This is a genomic window from Geodermatophilus sp. SYSU D00663 (assembly GCF_054050655.1).
This window is the reverse complement of the sequence record NZ_JBJGZT010000020.1, coordinates 1-17,500: the sequence shown is the minus strand read 5'-3', so window position 1 is coordinate 17,500 and position 17,500 is coordinate 1. Positions and strand designations below refer to the sequence as shown.

The window sequence follows — 17,500 nt, the reverse complement described above, 5'->3', positions numbered from 1 at the left end:
TCAGCCCTCGACGCGCTTCTTGAGCTCCTTGAGCGCGGTGTCGAGGATGACCTTCTCCGCGCGGCGCTTCATCATCCCGAGCATGGGGACACCGATGTCCACGGCGAGCCGGTAGGTCACCTCGGTGCCGCCACCGGTCTCGCGCAGCGTGTACGAGCCGTCCTGCCGCTTCATGATCTTGCTGGTGACCAGGGTCCAGGAGACCTGCCGGTCGTCGTCCCAGGCGTAGTCGAGGACGTACTCGTCGGTGAGGACGGTCGCGTCGATGACGAACCGGACGCGGCGGGCGCGGCCGTCGGGCCCGCGCTCCTGCACCTCGACGGTCCGGGCCGCCTTGACCCACTGCGGATACGCCTCGAAGTCGGCGATCACGGCCATCACCTCGGCCGCCGGCGCGGAGACGACGATCGACTGGGTGGACTGCTCCGCCATGCGCCTGAGGCTAGCCGTTCACCCGGAAGACGCAGGGTGGGTGGACCGGGCACGGCTACTCACCGGTAGCCCCAGCCGGTAGATTCGGCGGGACGTGTCCCGCGCGGGGACCGCGGGCAGCGGCGCCCCGGCCGCACGGGGAGGAGAGGACGGAGCGTGCGCGAGTACAGCGTCCCGGCGACGACCGAGGTGGGTGCCTCGGAGGCGCTCACCGACATGCTGGCGGAGAACGTCGCCGAGCACGGCGACGAGGTCGGCCTGCGCAGGCAGCGGGACGGCCGCTGGGTCGACGTCACCTGGCGGGAGTTCGGTGAGCAGGTGGCCGGCGTCGCGAAGGGGCTGGTCGCCGCGGGCGTGCAGCCCGGCGACCGGGTCGCGCTGCAGGCCAAGACCCGCTACGAGTGGACCGTCATCGACTTCGCCATCTGGACGGCCGGCGCGGTCACCGTCCCGGTGTACGAGACCTCCAGCCCCGACCAGGTCGCCTGGATCCTCTCCGACTCCGGCGCGGTCGCCGCGATCGTCGAGAAGGCCGAGCACGCCACCGCCGTCGACTCGGTGCGCGACCAGGCCCCCGACCTCGGCCCGCTGTACGTCATCGAGGACGACGCCGTCGGCACGCTCACCGCCGCCGGTGAGGCCGTCCCCGACAGCGAGCTCGAGGCCCGCCGCGCGACGCTGAACGCCGACAGCCTGGCGACGCTCATCTACACCTCGGGCACCACCGGCCGCCCCAAGGGCTGCGAGCTCACCCACGGCAACTTCCTGTTCGAGGTCGGCAACGGCATGAGCCTGCTCGACCGGTTCATGAACGTGCAGGGCTCGCTGCTGCTGTTCATCCCCCTGGCGCACGTGCTGGCCCGCGTCATGCAGGTCGGCGCGGTGAAGACCCGCACCGTCATCGGCCACACGCCGGACGTGAAGAACCTGGTCGAGGACCTCGGCGGGTTCAGGCCGACGTTCGTCCTGGCCGTCCCGCGCGTGTTCGAGAAGGTCTTCAACCAGGCCAAGGCCAAGGCCGAGGCGGACAGCCCGGTCAAGGGGAGGATCTTCGACCGGGCCGCCCAGGTGGCCATCGCCTGGTCCCGCGCCCAGGACACCGGCGGCGCGAGCCTCGGCCTGCGCGTCCAGCACGCGGTGTTCGACCGGCTGGTGTACAGCAAGCTGCGCGCCGCTCTCGGCGGCCGCTGCCTCGGCGCCATCTCCGGCGGCGCCCCGCTCGGCGAGCGGCTCGGCCACTTCTTCCGCGGCGCCGGCGTCACCGTCTACGAGGGCTACGGCCTCACCGAGACCACCGCCGCCGCCTCGGTCAACCACGACCGCGCACTGCGGATCGGCACGGTCGGCCGCCCGCTGCCCGGCGTCTCGTTCCGGATCGCCGACGACGGCGAGATCCTCATCCGCGGCGGCGTCGTCATGCGCGGCTACTGGAGGAACGAGCAGGCCACCGCCGAGGCGATCGACCCCGACGGCTGGTTCCACTCCGGGGACATCGGCGAGATCGACGCCGACGGCTTCACCCGGATCACCGGCCGCAAGAAGGAGATCCTGGTGACCGCCGGCGGCAAGAACGTCGCCCCCGCGGTGCTCGAGGACCGGCTGCGCGCCCACCGGCTGGTCAGCCAGTGCATCGTCGTCGGCGACCAGCGGCCGTTCATCGCGGCGCTCATCACCCTGGACGCCGAGGCCCTGCCCGCCTGGCTGGAGAGCAAGGGCAAGCCGGCCGACACCCCGGCCTCCGCGCTCGTCGACGACCCCGAGGTCAGGGCCGAGATCGACGCCGCCGTCGCCGACGCCAACAGGGCGGTGTCCCAGGCCGAGGCGATCAAGAAGTACCGCGTCCTCGCCACGGACTTCACCGAGGACAACGGGATGCTGACGCCGAGCCTGAAGCTCAAGCGCGCGGTGGTCGTGAAGGAGTTCGACCAGGAGGTCGAGGCCCTCTACAACAGCTGAACCGGACCGACCGAGCCCCGTCCCGCCGCTGCGTGGGGCGGGGCTCGGTCGTCGCGGGGCCCGGTCGTCGCGGGGCTCGGTCGTCGCGGGGCTCGGTCGTCGCGGGGCCCGGTCGTCGCGGGGCTCAGTCGTCGCGGGGCTCCAGGAGCCCGGCGAACTGCGCGGCGATCGTCGTCCACGACCAGCGCCGCTCCACCCACGCCCGCCCGGCGGTGCCCATGGCCCGCGCCCGGGCCGGGTCGTCGAGCAGCGCGGTGACCGCGGCGGCGACCGCGTCCGGGGAGCGCGGGTCGGGGACGACCGTGCCGGTCTCGCCGTCGCGCACCGCCTCCGGCGCCCCGCCCGAGGTGCCCGCGACGACGGGCAGCCCGACGGCGGCGGCCTCCAGGTAGACCATGCCCAGGCCCTCGACGTCCAGGCCGCCGCGGCGGGTGCGGCAGGGCATGGCGAACACGTCCCCCGCCGCGTAGTGCTCGGGCAGCCGGTCCGGGGTCACCGGGCCGGTGAGCACCACCGAGTCGCCGAGCCGCCGGTCGGCCACCGCGCGGTGCAGCCGGGCCTCGTCCGGGCCGCCGCCGACCAGCAGGAGCCGCGCGCCCGGGTGCCGCGCGAGGACCTGCGGCCAGGCGGCCACGAGCACGTCCTGCCCCTTGCGCGGCACCAGCCGGGACACGCAGACGACGACCGGCGACTCCCCCAGCCCGTGCCGCCGCCGCACCGCGGTGCCGTCGACCGCGGGGGTGAACCGGTCGACGTCGACCCCGGGCGACAGCTGCGCCAGCCGGGTGCACCCGCCGAGCGCCGGCTCCAGGCGGCTGCGGGTGTACTCGCTGATGTAGGTCAGCACGTCCAGGCCGCTGGCGATGCGGCGCATGAGCCGGCGGGCGCCGGGCAGCGCCACCCAGCCGGTCTCGTGCCCGTGGGTGGCGCCGACCAGGTGCCGCACCCCGGCGTCGCGGAGGGTGGGCGCCAGAAGGCCCAGCGGCGCGGCCGCGCCGAAGAAGGCGGTGTCGCAGCCGTGCTCGGCGGCCAGGGCCGTCGCGGCCCGGGCGGTCGCCGGCGTGGGCAGCAGCACCGCCGTCCGCTGCCGGACCACCCGGTAGGGCAGCCGCGCGTCGTACGCCTCCCAGCCCGGTGAGCGGGAGGCCAGCACGACGAGGGAGTCCGGCGGGCGGCGCTCGAGCAGCGCCGCGACGAAGGTCTGGATGCCGCCCTGCCGCGGCGGGAAGTCGTTGGTGACGACGAGCGTGCGGCCGCGGTCGCTCACCGGTCGCCCCGCCGCAGCCAGTCCTCGGCCATCGCGACCCGCTCGGCCGCCGTCGGGTGGGAGCCGAAGAACCACTGCCACGGCGCCGGCGGGCTCGGGTCGGAGACGTTGGTCTCGGCCAGCCGGCGCTGCATCTCGATGAAGGCGGCGGCGTCCCGGGTGAGGTCGAGCGCGGCCAGGTCCGCCCGGGCCTCGACGTGCCGGGAGACGAGGTTCTGCACCGGCGTCGACACGAGGGACCCCACCGCGACGAGGAGCAGCACCAGCGGCACCACGCGCGGGTCGCCCGCCGAGTCCGCGCCGGCGCGGCGCAGCAGCGGCGCCCAGGTCAGGAGCCAGCCGAGCAGGGCGACGGCGGCGGCCGCGCCGAGCGCCCCGATGAGCGTGCCGGTCAGGACGTCGTCGGTGGCCACGTGCCCGAGCTCGTGGGCGACGATCGACTCGATCTCGTCCGGGGGGACGTCGGCCAGCAGGGTGTCGTAGAGCACCACCCGGCGGGTCGAGCCGAACCCGGACACGTAGGCGTTGAGCGACGTCGTCCGCCGGGACGCGTCGGCGACCAGGACGTCCTCGACCGGGGAGCCGCTCTCCTCGGCCAGCCGGAGCAGGTCGGTGCGCAGCTCGCCGGCCGGCAGCGGCGTGAAGCTGTTGAACGCGGGCTCGATGACCACCGGGTAGAGGAAGGAGCCGACGACGACCAGCGCGGCCGCGCCGCCGGCCGCCCACGCCCACCAGGCGCGGGGGGCGCGGCGGGCCAGCGCGACGAGCACCAGCAGGCCCAGGGCGGTGAGCCCGGCGTCGATGGCGGTGGAGACCGCGACGTCGCGCAGCCACAGCGGCCAGGAGCGCGTGGACAGCCCGTAGCGGTGCCGCACGACCTCGCCGTAGGCGGAGATCGGCAGCGTCGCCAGCCGGCCGACGACGACCAGCGTGACCGTGCCGAGCAGCACGGTGAGCGGCCAGCGGCGGCCTCCCGCCCGGCCGACCGCGGTGACCAGGCGGCTGCCCAGGCGGGTGAGGCCGAGCAGCGCCGAGACCGCGAGCCCGAGCACCAGGTTGGTCAGCGACGCGGGACGGATGTCGGCGGCGAGGGCCTCGGCGCGGCGGACGACCTCGGCGGGCAGCCCGGCGTCGTCGGTGACCGGGGAGGCGCCGCCGGGCGGGGTGGGCAGCGGCGTCCAGGGCGTCCGGAGCGCGATGACGAGGACGAGCGCCGCGCCGAGCACGAGCGCGACCAGCAGCGCGGCCCGGCGGGAGCCGGTGCGGTCTGGCCGGGTGGCCTCGGGGCCGGGGCGGGTGCTCGTCCCGCCCGCCCTGCCCACCCGGCCGATCCTAGGCGCGCGCCGGTGCCGCACCGTGCGCTCCCCCGGCGGACGCCGAGGGCCGGCGACCCGTCCGGGTCACCGGCCCTCGGCCTCGCGACGTGCTGGAACGGCCTCCCTGCAGGGGCCCGCCGGGAGCTCGCGAGCGGTGGGGGCGGGGAGGTCCTCCGTCAGGCGATGCGGCGCATGGCGGTGATGCCGCCCATCGAGTCGACCGACACGACCTTCACCGGCTGCCCCGACGTGGAGGCGTGCACCATCTGGCCGTTGCCGATGTACATCGAGACGTGGCTGACCGGGCTGTAGTAGAAGATCAGGTCACCCGGCTGCAGGTCCGCCCGCGAGACGGCGGTGCCCATGCGCGACTGCATGCTGCTGGAGTGCGGGAGGCTGATGCCGGCCGCGGCGTAGGCGTACTGGGTCAGGCCCGAGCAGTCGAAGGCGTTCGGCCCGCCGGCGCCCCACACGTAGGGGTCGCCCACCTGGGCCAGCGCCGTCTGCACCGCGGTCTGCGCGGCACCGCTGCCGCCGCTGCCCGCCGACGGCGCCGGGGCCGGAGCGGGGGCCGCGGCCCGCGTGCCCGCGGTGGCCGGCGCGCTCTCCCCACCCGCGCCGCCGTCGGCGCCGGGCCCGGCCTGCGCGCCGGCGGCCAGGCCGGCCTCCTGCGCGGCGAGCGCCGCCTGCCGCTGCGCCTCGGTGAGCGCGGCGAACTGCGCCTGGTATTCCGCGATGTCGCCCTGGAGCTGCGCCTCCTGGGCGCTCAGGTCGTCGAGGGTGCGCTGCGCCTCGGTCTCGGCGGCCTCGGCGTCGGCCTGCGCCTGCCGGGCGGCGGCGGCCGCCTCGTTCACCTGGTCGAGGACCGAGGTGGTGTGGTCGGCGATCTGGCCGAGGGTGGCCAGCGAGGCGACGAAGTCCTCGGCCGAGTCGCTGGTCATCAGCAGGTCGAGCCCGGCGAAGCCGTCGCCGTTGCCGGCGGTGTAGGCGCTGCGGGCCACCTCGCGGATCCGGCCGTCGAGGTCCTGCAGCCGGTCCTGCGCCTCGGCGGCGGCCCGGTCGGCCTCGTCGGCGGCGGCCTGCTGCTGGGCGAGGACCTCGCGGGCCTCGTTGACCTGCTCGGTGACGACCTCGAGCCGGTGACCGGCCTCGGCGGCGAGCTGGGCGGCCTGCTCCGGGGTGCCGGCCCGCTCGGGGTCGGCGGCCGCGGTGCCGGACAGCAGGGTGAGGGTCAGCGCGGCGGTGGTGCCGACCAGGGTGACCCGGCCGAGGCGGCGGGCCTGCGACGGGCGGTGCGGGCCGGCGATCCGGGTGGTGGGTGTGGACTTCTCGCGTGCATGCCCCAGGGCAGGGCGGGGGGTCGCCACGGGCGGCGGCTCTCCGTTTCTTCCTCAGCAACCGCCTACCGAGTTAGCTGACGGGTTCGGGCTGGGAAGACGTGCCCTATCTCCGCGCCCCGGTCGGGACCGGCGCGCGCGAGAACTCACCCCAGTGCTGCGGTGGGTCCCCGGCTCACCTCGCGCACCTCCGGGAGGGCGTCCGGTGACTCGGCGGTGTCGGCCGAGGTCACCCTGCGTCGGGTGACGACCACCCGGCCGGACGGCGCCACAGTACGGACGTGATGCAGTTGTGACAAACGGGGGGTGCGGGAACTGTGAGGACACACACGGTCAGCAGCCGCGCCACTCCGGTGCGTACCTGATCGGGTGTCCGCGCCGGTCAGCCCGTGCGCCGGCGCCCGTCCCGCGACGGCCGGTGCCGCAGGGGCGGCACCAGGCCGCCCTCGGCCAGCGCCCGCACGGCCCGCCGCTCGACGTCGTCGAGCTCCACGACCACGCCCGGGCGCGGCAGTGCGCCGTCCGCCGTCCGGGCCGCCGGGACGGGGGGCACCGGCAGCAGCACGGGGCCGGTGTCCCGCTCCGCGGGCGGGGCGCCCAGCAGGGCGGTGACGACGCAGTCGGCGCAGCCGGCGCCGCGCGCGGTGCACGAGTCGCAGTCGATGAGCATGGCCGTGTCCCTCCGGTGCCCCGGCCGCGCCGCCCGGTGCCGGGCCGCGGTCGGGACGGGTCTCCCTGTCGGTCGACCAGCACGCTAGGGACGGCCACCGACAGTCCCGGCTCAGCCGCCCGCGTACTCCCAGTGCCAGGGCTCCTCGCGGCCGTTGCCCGGGTCGGCCCAGGTCGGGTGCAGCCACCCGAACCGGCCGGCGTTGGCGACCATCCACGCGTACTGCGGCGTGCCGAAGCCGTCGATGCCGCCGCACAGGTCGACCGCCAGCCCCCAGCCGTGGTTGCTGGTGCCCGGGACCGCGGCCAGCGCCGGCTTCTCCCCGTACAGGCGGACCTGGCCGGCGTAGGTGCGGTAGGAGTCGGTGATGCAGATCGGCTGCCCGAACGCCGACGCGAACGCCGCGCTCATCGCCCGCCAGGCCGCCGCGGCGTCGCAGCGCAGCGAGTGGCCGCCCACCCCGATCGGGCACAGCGCGCTCGGCGGGATGAGGCCGTTGGGGTAGCCGCCCCAGGCCCGGGCGCCGTCGAAGCTCGGCGGGTAGACGGTGTTGCCGCACTCGACCCGCAGGGCTCCGCCGACCGGACCGGGGGCGGGCACCTCCGGCCGCGGGCCGAGGCTCGGCCGCCCGACGTGGACCACCTGGTCGGCCGGCAGCCGGCGGACGACGACGGCGCCGGCCCGCGCGTCGGCGGCGAGCACGGTCTGCGCGTCCAGCGCGATGCCGACGTGCCCCAGGCCCGCCTCAGGGGTCCCGAGGAAGACCAGGTCGCCGGGCAGGACGTCGGCCGGGTCGACGGGCGTGGTGACCGCGAACAGGCCGGCCTGGTCGGCGGGCAGGTCGATGCCCGCGTCGCGGTAGACGGTGGAGACCAGCGAGCCGCAGTCCCAGGAGTCCGGGCCGGCCGTCCCCGGCGCGTAGGGCCGGCCCAGGGCGTCCATGGCCGCGGTGACCGCGGCCAGCGTCTCGGCGGGCAGCACGAGCAGCGACACCGGCCGGCGCGGCAGCTGCGCGGCGCCGCGCTGCGCGCCGCCGGCGGCCGCGCCGATCGGCGTGAGCCCCGCGGGCAGGCCCCGGACCGGGTCGAGCAGCTCGGCCGCCGGCGGCGCGGTCACCCCGGCCTCGCGCAGCTGGCCGAGGTAGGCCCGCCAGTTGGCCGCCGTCTGGGTGTTGACGTCGACCTGCTGGCGCTGCAGGTCCGACAGCTGCCGGTCGACGTCGCCGAGAGCGACGTCGAGCTCCGCGGTGACCGCGTCGGCGGAGGCCTCCAGCTCGGCCACCTCCGCGGCCAGCCGGTCGGCCCGCTGCCGCGCCTCGGCGAGGACGGCGTCGGCGGAGGTCTGCCGGTCGACCGCGGTCCGCCGCTGCTGCTCGGCGGCACCGACCACCTCGGTGGTGTGCGCGTCGACGGCCTCCAGGTAGCCCAGCGCCGCGACGACGTCGGCCGGGTCGCCGCCGGTGAGCAGCACGGTCAGCGGGGTCAGCGCGCCGCCGTCGCGGTAGACCGCCGACGCGTACCGCGCCACCACCGACCGGTGCTGCGCCAGCTCGCCCTCGGCGGCGTCGACCGTGGCGCGGGCGGCGTCGACGTCGGCCTGCGCGTCGGCCAGCTGCTGCCGGGCGGCGGCCACCTCCGTCTGCCGCTGCTGCAGGTCGGCCTGGACCTCGGCGGCGCGCCGCTGCAGCCGGTCCAGCGCCTCGCTGTCGAGGACCCCGCTGGTCCCGCCGGGCTGGTCGCTGGGCGCGGCGGCCGCCGGGGCGGCGAGCAGGACGGCCACCACCGTCGTGACCAGCACGGACACCACGCCCCGCCGGGTGCGCCCCAGGGAACGCGCGCGCATCGGACCACCTCTGCAGTTCCGGACCCCGCCGGTCCGCCCGGGGATCGTCATCTCCGTGGAGCCGCTGCCGCAAGCGCGACGCGCCCCGCCGGTCCCCCGGTCGGGCGAGGTCTCCCCCGGGCGCGCGTCCCCGGGACTGTCCGACCCCCGGCCTACCGTCCCGCCGTGCTCTTCCCCGCCAGCGGCACGGGCTCCTCGGTGCCGCGCCACGAGCAGGCACCCGCCCACGGCGCGCGGCCGCTCCCCCGCACCCCCTACGTCCAGGCGAGCATCGACGACCTCGGCACGCCACTGGCCGGCGTCACCTTCGTCGTCGTCGACCTGGAGACCACCGGCGGGTCGCCGAAGGACAGCGCGATCACCGAGATCGGGGCGGTCAAGGTGCGCGGCGGCGAGGTGCTCGGGGAGTTCCAGACGCTGGTCGACCCCGGCTGCGAGGTCCCGCCCTACATCAGCGTGCTCACCGGGATCACCACGGCGATGGTCGCCACCGCCCCGCGGATCGACGCCGTGCTGCCGGCCTTCCTGGAGTTCGCCCGCGGCGCCGTCCTCGTGGCGCACAACGCCCCCTTCGACCTGGGGTTCCTGAAGGCGGCCTGCGAGCAGACCGGCACGCCGTGGCCCGCGGCCGCCTCGGTCGACACCGCGGTCCTCGCGCGGCGGCTGCTCTCCCGCGACGAGGTGCCCAACTGCAAGCTCGCCACCCTGGCGCCCTACTTCTCCGCCTCCACCTCGCCCTGCCACCGGGCCCTCGACGACGCCCGGGCGACCGTCGACGTCCTCCACGGCCTGTTCGAACGACTCGGCCCGCTCGGGGTGACGTCGCTGGAGGAGCTGCACGGGCTCACCCGCCAGGTCGACCCCGTCCGCAGGGGGAAGCGCCACCTGGCCGACGGCGTCCCGTCCGGCCCGGGCGTCTACGTCTTCCGCGGGCCGCGCGAGGAGCCGCTGTACGTCGGGACGTCGAACGACCTGCGCACCCGCGTCCGCAGCTACTTCTCCTCCGGGGAACAGCGCAGCCGGATGACCGAGATGGTGGCGCTGGCCCAGCGCGTCGAGGCCGTCCCGTGCGCGCACGACCTCGAGGCCGCCGTCCGGGAGCTGCGGCTGATCGCCCAGCACAAGCCGCGCTACAACCGCCGCTCCCGCTTCCCCGAGCGCGCGCTGTGGCTGCGGCTCACCGAGGAGCCCTTCCCCCGGCTGTCGACCGTGCGGCGGGTCCGCCCCGACGCGGGGCTCTTCCTCGGCCCGTTCGCCGACCGGCGGGCCGCGGAGATGGCCACCGCCGCCATCCACGAGGCGCTCCCGCTGCGGCAGTGCACCGCCCGGCTGTCCCCGCGGGTGCGCACGAGCACCTGCGCGCTGTTCGGCATGGGGCGCTGCGGCGGCCCGTGCGGGGGCCACCAGTCGGTCGAGGAGTACGCCGCGGTCGCCGCGGTGCTGCGCGCGGCGGTGGCCGGCGACCCGAGCGCCCTGGTCGCGCCGCTGCTGGACCGGGTCGACCGGCTGTCGGCCGCCCAGCGGTTCGAGGACGCCGGGGTGCTGCGCGACCGGGTCGCGGTCCTCGTGCGTGCGGTGCGCCGGCGGCAGCGGCTGGAGTCGCTGGCCGCCGTCCCGGAGGTGGTCATCGCCCGGCCCGACGGCGCCGGCGGGTGGGCGCTGTCGGTCGTCCGGCGGGGCCGGCTGGTCGCGGCCGGGTGCGCGCCGCGCGGGACGTCGGTCCGCGACACCCTCGCCGTCCTGCGCGCCACCGCCGAGACCACCCCCGACGACGGCGGGCTGGCCGCCACCGTCGACGAGACCGAGCTGGTCATGCGGTGGATGGAGAAGCCCGGCACCCGGCTGGTCGAGGTCACCGGCACGCTCGCCTGCGCCGCCCCGGGCACCGGCGGGCTCAGCGGGTTCCTCGCCCGGGTGGAGGCCGGCCGGGCACTGCGCGACCCCTTCCACGACGGCCGGCAGCTGGGCACCCGCACCCGCCCCGAGCGCGTCTCCCCCGAGGGTCCGGCCGCCGCGGGTCCGGCGCCCGGCGGCCCGGTGACGTCCTGGAACGGCCCTCCCGCAGGGGCCCGCGCCGAGCGGAGCGAGGCGTGGGGGGCAGGAGGGTCCTTCAACTAGCATCCGGGGCGTGATCACCGCCATCGTGATGATCGACGCGGCCACCGACGCGATCCCCGAGGTGGCGGCGGCGATCGCCGACCTCGACGGCGTGAGCGAGGTCTACTCGACCGCCGGGGAGGTCGACCTGATCGCGATCGTGCGGGTCCGCGAGTTCGACCAGGTGGCCGAGGTGATCGCCGGGCGCGTCAACAAGGTGCCCGGCGTGCTGGAGACCGAGACGCACATCGCCTTCCGCGCCTACTCGCGGCACGACCTGGAGGCGGCGTTCTCCCTGGGCCTCGAGAACCAGTGACTCGAGGGCGAGTGACCGGCCTCAGCGGCCGGCGGCCTCGCGGCTGACGGCCACCCACCGGTCCAGCAGCGCGGCGGCCCGGCCGTCGTCGACCGCGGCGGCGGCCCGCTCGATCCCCGCGCCGAGCAGGTCCCCGAGCTCGCCGCCGCGCTCGTCGAAGGCGGCCAGCGCCGCGGCGGCGTTGAGCAGGACGGCGTCGCGCACCGGTCCCCGCTCGCCGTCGAGCACCCGCCGGAAGACCGCCGCGTTGTGCGCCGGGTCACCGCCGCGCAGCGCGTCCGGCCCCGCCGGGGCGATGCCCAGGGCGGCCGGGTCCACGCGCCCGGGCACCACCGCGCCGTCGCGGGCCACCCACACGCTCGACGTCGTCGCGGTGGTCAGCTCGTCCAGCCCGTCGTCGCCGCGGAAGACCAGCGCACGGGCGCCGCGGCCGGCGACCACCTCGGCGAGGACCGGCGCCATCCGCGGGTCGGCGCAGCCGATCGCGGCGGCCACCGGCCGCGCCGGGTTGGTCAGCGGCCCGAGGAAGTTGAAGACGGTCCCGATGCCCAGCTCCCGCCGCGGCGCCGCGGTGTGCCGGAAGCTGGGGTGGAACACCGGCGCGAAGAAGAACCCGATGCCGGCCTCCTGCACGCAGCGGGCGACGGCCGGGGCCGGCAGGTCGATGACGACGCCCAGCGCCTCCAGCACGTCGGCGGCCCCCGAGGACGACGACGCGGCGCGGTTGCCGTGCTTGGCCACCGGCACCCCCGCGGCCGCGGTGACGACGGCGGCCATCGTCGAGATGTTCACCGTGTGCGCGCCGTCGCCGCCGGTGCCGACGACGTCGACGGTCGGGACCGGCACCTCGACCGGCGTCGCGCGCTCCAGCATCGTCGCGGCGAGCCCCGCGACCTCCTCCGGCGCCTCGCCCTTCGCGCGCAGGGCGACCGCGAAGCCGGCCACCTGCGCCGGCGTCGCCTCGCCGGACATCACCTCGCGCATCGCCCAGGCCGTGTCCGCGGCGGTGAGGTCCTGGCCGGCCAGCAGGCGCGTCAGCAGGCCGGGCCACGTCGGCCCGGCGGTGGTGCCCGCGCTCACCGCGAGACGGGACGGCGGCCCGCGTGCGCGCGCAGCAGGCCGGCGACGACCTCGGGGGCGACCAGCGGGTCGACCGGGAACGCGAGCGTGGCGTCGGCCTGCGACCAGTGGGCCAGCCAGCGGTCGGGCTGGCGGGCGATCAGCACGCACAGGGCCGGCCGGTCGGCGACCTCGACGGTCAGCTGCCGGGCCAGTGCCAGGCCGCCGGTCGGCTGCGCCTCGCCGTCGAGGATGCACAGGTCCACGCCGCCGCCGTCGACGGTGTCGACCACGTCCTCGCCGGTGGCGCACTCGATCCAGGTCAGCGGCCCGACGTCGGGCGCCGGCCGGCGGCCGACGGCGGTCCGGACGGCCTCGCGGACCTCGGGCCGGGAGCTGTAGACCAGGACGGTGGCCGGCGCGTCGCTCACGCCCGGCAGCCTAGTGCCCGCGCGGCTCCCGTCCGGGTCGACGCGGACCCCCGTCCGGGGGACGGTCTCGGGCCGGTCACGGCGCGGCCACGCCGTGCCACCCACGGTCTGTGCACGTCGGCGGCCGATGCCATGATGGGCGGCGTGACAACGGCCCCCGTGGCGAGCAGCACCTTCGACACCTCGCGGGTGCACTCCCTGACCCGACCGAACATGGTCAGCGTCGGCACGATCATCTGGCTCTCCAGCGAGCTGATGTTCTTCGCCGGGCTGTTCGCCATGTACTTCACCGCGCGGGCGCGCTCGACCGAGGGCTGGCCCCCGGAACCCACCGAACTGAACCTGCCGTACGCGCTGGTCTTCACCCTGATCCTGGTGGCCTCCTCGGTCACCTGCCAGATCGGCGTGTTCGCGGCCGAGAGCGGCAACGTCTACGGCCTGCGCCGGTGGTTCACGATCACCTTCGTCATGGGGCTGGTCTTCGTGCTGGGCCAGGCGAACGAGTACCGGGTGCTCGTCACCGACCACGCGACCACCATCTCGAGCAGCACCTACGGCTCGGTCTTCTACCTGACGACCGGCTTCCACGCCCTGCACGTCATCGGCGGCCTCGTGGCCTTCGTCTACGTGCTCATCCGGTCCACCATGGGCCGCTTCACGCCGGCACAGGCGACCTCGGCGATCGTGGTCTCCTACTACTGGCACTTCGTCGACGTCGTGTGGGTCGGGCTCTTCGCCACGATCTACCTGATCCGCTAGGGAACCGGTGTCCACCACGAACCCGCAGTCCGACACCCTGCCCGACGAGGAGCCGCGGCGGTCGCGCTGGTCGCGCCGCCGTCCGGCCGAGGGGACCCCGGCCGCCGCCGCCCGCGCCCGCCGCCGCTCCAAGCAGCGCCGCCGCATCGGCAACGTCGCCGCGCTCATGGCCGGGCTGGTCCTGACCGGCGCGCTCTACTCGACCCTCGCCCCGGGCGCCCAGGCCGCCGACGAGGGCAGCGAGTCCAGCGCCGAGGCCGCCGGCCGCGAGCTGTACGAGCGCAGCTGCATCAGCTGCCACGGCGAGAACCTCGAGGGCGTGCCCAACCGCGGCCCGTCGCTCATCGGCGTCGGCGAGGCCGCCGTCTACTTCCAGGTGCACACCGGCCGCATGCCGCTGGTGCGCCAGGCGGAGCAGGGCCCCGACAAGCCGGCCGTCTTCTCCGACGAGGAGATCGACCAGCTGATGGCCTACGTCCAGGCCAACGGCGGCGGCCCGACCCTCCCCTCCGGGGACCTGCGCGACGGCGACCTGGCCGCCGGCGGTGAGCTGTTCCGGCTCAACTGCTCGCAGTGCCACAACTTCGTCGGCCAGGGCGGCGCGCTCTCGTCCGGCAAGTACGCGCCCAGCCTCGAGGACTCCAACGACCTCGAGATCTACACCGCCATGCTGACCGGCCCCGAGAACATGCCGGTCTTCGGGGACAACCAGATCACCCCCGAGGAGAAGCGGGCGATCATCAACTACGTGCAGACGATCACCGACATGCCCGACCCGGGTGGCGCGGGCATCGGCCGCATCGGCCCGGTCAGCGAGGGCCTGGTCATCTGGACCGTCGCGATCTCCGCGCTGATGTTCGGGATCTTCTGGATGGGGAGCAAGGCGTGACCACGCACGACACCCGCCCCGGCTCGACCGGCGGGGCGGACACCCCGGGCCCGCTGCACGGCGGCCCGGACGACGACTACACCCCCGAGCAGCTCGCGGCACTCCCCCGCGAGGAGCTCGACCGCCTCGGCGCCCGGTACGACGGCGTGCAGATCCTGCACGTCGAGCCGGGCCCCGAGCCGGGGTCGGCGATCGAGCGGCGCGCCGTCCGCCAGGTCGGCCTGATGTTCGGCCTCGCCGGGCTGTCGGCGTTCGCCTTCGTCGTCGTCTACGCCGGCGCCGGCTGGTTCCTGCCCGACTGGCAGTGGGAGCTGGGCAGCAGCACCTTCAGCACGCTCTACACCCCGCTGCTCGGCGCCCTCATGGGCCTGGCGTTCACCTTCTTCGGCGTGGGCCTGGTGCTCTACACGAAGAAGCTGCTGCCGCACGAGACGGCGGTGCAGGACAAGCACGACGGCTCGCACTTCGACCGCGTCACCACCGGCGCCACCCTCGTCGGCGGGCTGCACAACAGCGGCCTGAAGCGGCGCAAGCTCCTCACCCGCAGCCTCCTGTTCATGGGCGGCGGCCTGGGCCTGATGCTGATCGCCCCGCTGGGCGGCCTCATCAAGAACCCGAACCGGGGCAACCCGCTGGGCACCACCGAGTGGGCCGAGGGCGTCCGCCTCGTCCGCGACGACGGCACCCCGATCCGGCCCGGTGACCAGGTGCCCGGCTCCCTGGAGACCGTCTTCCCGGCCGTCCCCGGCGGGAACCGGCTGTCCGACGCCGCCACGATGCTCATCCGGCTGCGCCCCTCGCAGCAGGAGGAGTCGGTCCCGCGGCAGGGCCAGGAGGACTTCGGCTACGGCGACTACGTCGCCTACTCCAAGATCTGCACGCACGCCGGCTGCCCGGTGTCGCTGTACGAGCAGGAGACCAGCCGGATCCTCTGCCCGTGCCACCAGTCGCAGTTCGACGTCACGCAGGGCGCCAAGCCGGTCTTCGGGCCCGCCACCCGCTCGCTCCCGCAGCTGCCCATCACGGTCGACGACGAGGGATTCTTCGTCGCGCGCAGCGACTACATTGAAGCCGTGGGTCCCACCTACTGGAACCGGGAGCGCATCTGATGGCTCGCACCGCCACCGCGCCGGGAGCGCCCACCACCCGCATCGGCAAGGCCGCTCTCGAGGTCGACGACCGTCTGATCGTCGCCGGCTGGACCCGCCGGACGCTGAACAAGGTCTTCCCCGACCACTGGTCGTTCCTGCTCGGGGAGATCGCGCTCTACTCGTTCATCATCCTGCTGCTCACCGGCACGTACCTGACGTTCTTCTTCCAGGCCTCGATGACCGAGGTCACCTACGACGGCTCGTACGCGCCGCTGCGCGGCGTGCACATGTCGATCGCCTACGCCTCGACGCTGGACATCTCCTTCGACGTCCGCGGCGGCCTGCTCATGCGGCAGATCCACCACTGGGCGGCGCTGCTGTTCATGGCCGCGATCGTCTGCCACATGCTGCGGATCTTCTTCACCGGCGCCTTCCGCCGGCCGCGCGAGACCAACTGGCTCATCGGTGTCGCCCTGCTGATCCTCGGCATCTTCGAGGGCTTCGCCGGCTACTCGATGCCGGACGACCTGCTCTCGGGCACCGGCCTGCGGATCATGTCGGCGATCATCCTGTCGATCCCGGTCGTGGGCACCTGGGTCCACTGGGCGGTCTTCGGCGGTGACTACGTCGGCGAGCTGATCGTCGGGCGGCTCTACATCGCCCACGTGCTGCTCATCCCGGCGATCATCCTGGCGCTGATCGCCGTGCACCTGCTGATCCTGGTCAAGCAGAAGCACACCCAGTTCCCCGGCCCGGGCCGCACCGAGCACAACGTGGTCGGCAACCGGCTGTTCCCGACCTTCGCCGGCAAGGCGACCGGTCTGCTGCTGGTGGTCTTCGGTGTCTGCGCAGCCCTCGGTGGCCTCGTGCAGATCAACCCGGTGTGGCTGTGGGGCCCGTACAACCCGGCGCAGGTGTCCTCGGCGTCGCAGCCCGACTGGTACGTCATGTTCCTCGACGGCTCGACCCGCCTGTTCCCGGCCTGGGACATCTACCTGCCGGGCAACTACAACATCCCGGCGCTGTTCTGGCCGACGGTCGTGCTCCCCGGCATCATCTTCACGCTCCTGCTCGCCTACCCGATGCTGGAGCGGAAGCTGACCGGCGACACCGCCTCGCACCACCTGCTCCAGCGCCCGCGCGACGTGCCCGTGCGCACCTCGCTCGGCATGATGGCGATCGCCTTCTACGTGGTGCTGCTGCTGTCGGGTGCGAACGACGTCATCGCCGACAAGTTCCAGATCAGCCTCAACGCGATGACCTGGATCGGCCGCATCGGCCTGATCGTCCTGCCGCCGATCGCGTACGTGCTCACCTACCGGATCTGCCTCGGTCTGCAGCAGCACGACCGCGAGGTCCTCGAGCACGGCATCGAGACCGGTGTCATCCGCCGGCTGCCGCACGGTGAGTTCATCGAGGTGCACCAGCCCCTCGGCCCGGTGGACGCGCACGGCCACAGCCAGCTGGCCTACGGCGGTGCTCCGGTGCCCAAGAAGATGAACCAGGTCGGTGGCGCCCGCCGCGCCATCCGCGGGTTCTTCTCGCCGATCGAGGAGCCGACCGCGGTGGAGCTCGAGCAGCGCGGCGAGGAGCGGGGCCTGTCCGCGGCCGAGCCGGGCCGCGAGCTCACCACCAGCGGCCGTCCCGCCGACGGCGGGCGCCCGGCGGAGGGTGGTCGGCCGGCCGAGGGTGGACGCCCCTCCGAGGGCGGACGCCCGCAGGAACCGCGCGACTGACGCGACGCACAGCGCACGCAGGGCCCCGGTGGAGCACTCCACCGGGGCCCTGCTGCATCTCCGGGCACGAGTGCGCCCACACGAGGCGGCCACGCCGAGCCCGGGCACAGCCGCCCCTGGCCGCACGACACCAGGACGGTCCCGGGACAGCCCGGGCGGCGTCGGCCGCGACGAGGGCCCTGGGCGGGACCGCAAGCAGACGATGACCAGGCTGAAGATGACCAAGTACGAGATCCAGCAGGAGCACAAGCAGTCCGAGGGCGATCCCCACGTGAAGGGCCAGCGCCGGTCGATGCAGCTGG

The 17,500-nt window shown here is 75.1% G+C and carries 16 protein-coding genes and 1 riboswitch; of the genes, 8 read left to right on the top strand and 8 right to left on the bottom strand.

Annotated features, from left to right (window positions below; genetic code table 11):
- Window positions 1-432 carry an SRPBCC family protein gene (locus ACI79Z_RS15820; RefSeq protein ID WP_387989280.1) on the bottom strand — a complete coding sequence of 144 codons (432 nt, stop codon included), beginning with the start codon at window positions 430-432 and terminating at the stop codon, window positions 1-3.
- Window positions 433-588: 156 nt separating this feature from the next.
- Between ACI79Z_RS15820 and ACI79Z_RS15815 the strand changes: the two genes are divergently transcribed.
- Window positions 589-2,388 (top strand): AMP-dependent synthetase/ligase, encoded by a 1,800-nt coding sequence (locus ACI79Z_RS15815; protein WP_456903173.1) that lies wholly within the window; start codon window positions 589-591, stop codon window positions 2,386-2,388.
- Between the two features lie 124 nt (window positions 2,389-2,512).
- Here ACI79Z_RS15815 and ACI79Z_RS15810 read toward each other — a convergent pair whose 3' ends face one another.
- The 5 genes from ACI79Z_RS15810 to ACI79Z_RS15790 form a co-directional block, all read right to left on the bottom strand.
- Window positions 2,513-3,655, bottom strand: a complete 1,143-nt coding sequence (locus ACI79Z_RS15810) for a glycosyltransferase family 4 protein (RefSeq protein ID WP_387989274.1) — start codon at window positions 3,653-3,655, stop codon at window positions 2,513-2,515.
- On the bottom strand, window positions 3,652-4,977 hold the full coding sequence (locus ACI79Z_RS15805) for a M48 family metalloprotease (protein WP_387989271.1): 1,326 nt from the start codon (window positions 4,975-4,977) through the stop codon (window positions 3,652-3,654). Before ACI79Z_RS15805 ends, ACI79Z_RS15810 begins: the two co-directional genes overlap by 4 nt.
- Window positions 4,978-5,147: 170 nt before the next feature.
- Window positions 5,148-6,338, bottom strand: coding sequence for a C40 family peptidase (locus tag ACI79Z_RS15800; RefSeq protein ID WP_456903172.1), 1,191 nt, complete (start codon window positions 6,336-6,338; stop codon window positions 5,148-5,150).
- A gap of 16 nt (window positions 6,339-6,354) precedes the next feature.
- Window positions 6,355-6,534, bottom strand: a riboswitch (cyclic di-AMP (ydaO/yuaA leader).
- A 156-nt stretch (window positions 6,535-6,690) separates the two neighbouring features.
- On the bottom strand, window positions 6,691-6,978 hold the full coding sequence (locus tag ACI79Z_RS15795) for a hypothetical protein (protein WP_456903171.1): 288 nt from the start codon (window positions 6,976-6,978) through the stop codon (window positions 6,691-6,693).
- Window positions 6,979-7,089: 111 nt separating this feature from the next.
- Window positions 7,090-8,820, bottom strand: a complete 1,731-nt coding sequence (locus ACI79Z_RS15790) for a D-alanyl-D-alanine carboxypeptidase family protein (RefSeq protein ID WP_456903170.1) — start codon at window positions 8,818-8,820, stop codon at window positions 7,090-7,092.
- A gap of 165 nt (window positions 8,821-8,985) precedes the next feature.
- Between ACI79Z_RS15790 and ACI79Z_RS15785 the strand changes: the two genes are divergently transcribed.
- Both ACI79Z_RS15785 and ACI79Z_RS15780 read left to right on the top strand, forming a co-directional pair.
- Window positions 8,986-10,938 carry a DEDD exonuclease domain-containing protein gene (locus tag ACI79Z_RS15785; RefSeq protein ID WP_456903169.1) on the top strand — a complete coding sequence of 651 codons (1,953 nt, stop codon included), beginning with the start codon at window positions 8,986-8,988 and terminating at the stop codon, window positions 10,936-10,938.
- Between the two features lie 10 nt (window positions 10,939-10,948).
- Complete coding sequence (locus ACI79Z_RS15780) at window positions 10,949-11,233, top strand: Lrp/AsnC family transcriptional regulator (RefSeq protein ID WP_387989255.1); 285 nt, start codon at window positions 10,949-10,951, stop codon at window positions 11,231-11,233.
- A gap of 21 nt (window positions 11,234-11,254) precedes the next feature.
- Here the strand turns inward: ACI79Z_RS15780 and trpD are convergent, their stop codons facing one another.
- Complete coding sequence (gene trpD / locus ACI79Z_RS15775) at window positions 11,255-12,313, bottom strand: anthranilate phosphoribosyltransferase (RefSeq protein WP_456903168.1); 1,059 nt, start codon at window positions 12,311-12,313, stop codon at window positions 11,255-11,257.
- Complete coding sequence (locus ACI79Z_RS15770) at window positions 12,310-12,723, bottom strand: hypothetical protein (RefSeq protein ID WP_387989249.1); 414 nt, start codon at window positions 12,721-12,723, stop codon at window positions 12,310-12,312. The genes trpD and ACI79Z_RS15770 overlap by 4 nt, the downstream gene beginning before the upstream one ends.
- Window positions 12,724-12,867: 144 nt before the next feature.
- On the opposite strand from ACI79Z_RS15770, the gene ctaE reads away from it, so the two are divergent.
- The 5 genes from ctaE to ACI79Z_RS15745 form a co-directional block, all read left to right on the top strand.
- The gene (gene ctaE, locus ACI79Z_RS15765) at window positions 12,868-13,482 is read left to right on the top strand and encodes an aa3-type cytochrome oxidase subunit III (protein WP_456903167.1); all 615 of its coding nucleotides are present in this window, start codon (window positions 12,868-12,870) and stop codon (window positions 13,480-13,482) included.
- Window positions 13,483-13,489: 7 nt separating this feature from the next.
- The gene (qcrC, locus tag ACI79Z_RS15760) at window positions 13,490-14,371 is read left to right on the top strand and encodes a cytochrome bc1 complex diheme cytochrome c subunit (protein ID WP_387989243.1); all 882 of its coding nucleotides are present in this window, start codon (window positions 13,490-13,492) and stop codon (window positions 14,369-14,371) included.
- Window positions 14,368-15,480, top strand: coding sequence for a cytochrome bc1 complex Rieske iron-sulfur subunit (qcrA, locus tag ACI79Z_RS15755; RefSeq protein WP_387989240.1), 1,113 nt, complete (start codon window positions 14,368-14,370; stop codon window positions 15,478-15,480). Before qcrC ends, qcrA begins: the two co-directional genes overlap by 4 nt.
- The gene (gene qcrB, locus ACI79Z_RS15750) at window positions 15,480-17,198 is read left to right on the top strand and encodes a cytochrome bc1 complex cytochrome b subunit (RefSeq protein ID WP_456903166.1); all 1,719 of its coding nucleotides are present in this window, start codon (window positions 15,480-15,482) and stop codon (window positions 17,196-17,198) included. Before qcrA ends, qcrB begins: the two co-directional genes overlap by 1 nt.
- Window positions 17,199-17,400: 202 nt before the next feature.
- Window positions 17,401-17,500, top strand: a 100-nt coding sequence (locus ACI79Z_RS15745) for an EscU/YscU/HrcU family type III secretion system export apparatus switch protein (protein ID WP_456903227.1), incomplete at its 3' end; no start/stop codon positions are given.

Excerpts from the sequence above, each read along its gene's own strand:
- ACI79Z_RS15790 (WP_456903170.1), bottom strand. The coding sequence starts at position 8,820 with ATGCGCGCGCGTTCCCTGGGGCGCACCCGGCGGGGCGTGGTGTCCGTG.
- ACI79Z_RS15820 (WP_387989280.1), bottom strand. The coding sequence starts at position 432 with ATGGCGGAGCAGTCCACCCAGTCGATCGTCGTCTCCGCGCCGGCGGCC.
- qcrB (WP_456903166.1), top strand. The coding sequence starts at position 15,480 with ATGGCTCGCACCGCCACCGCGCCGGGAGCGCCCACCACCCGCATCGGC.
- ACI79Z_RS15795 (WP_456903171.1), bottom strand. The coding sequence starts at position 6,978 with ATGCTCATCGACTGCGACTCGTGCACCGCGCGCGGCGCCGGCTGCGCC.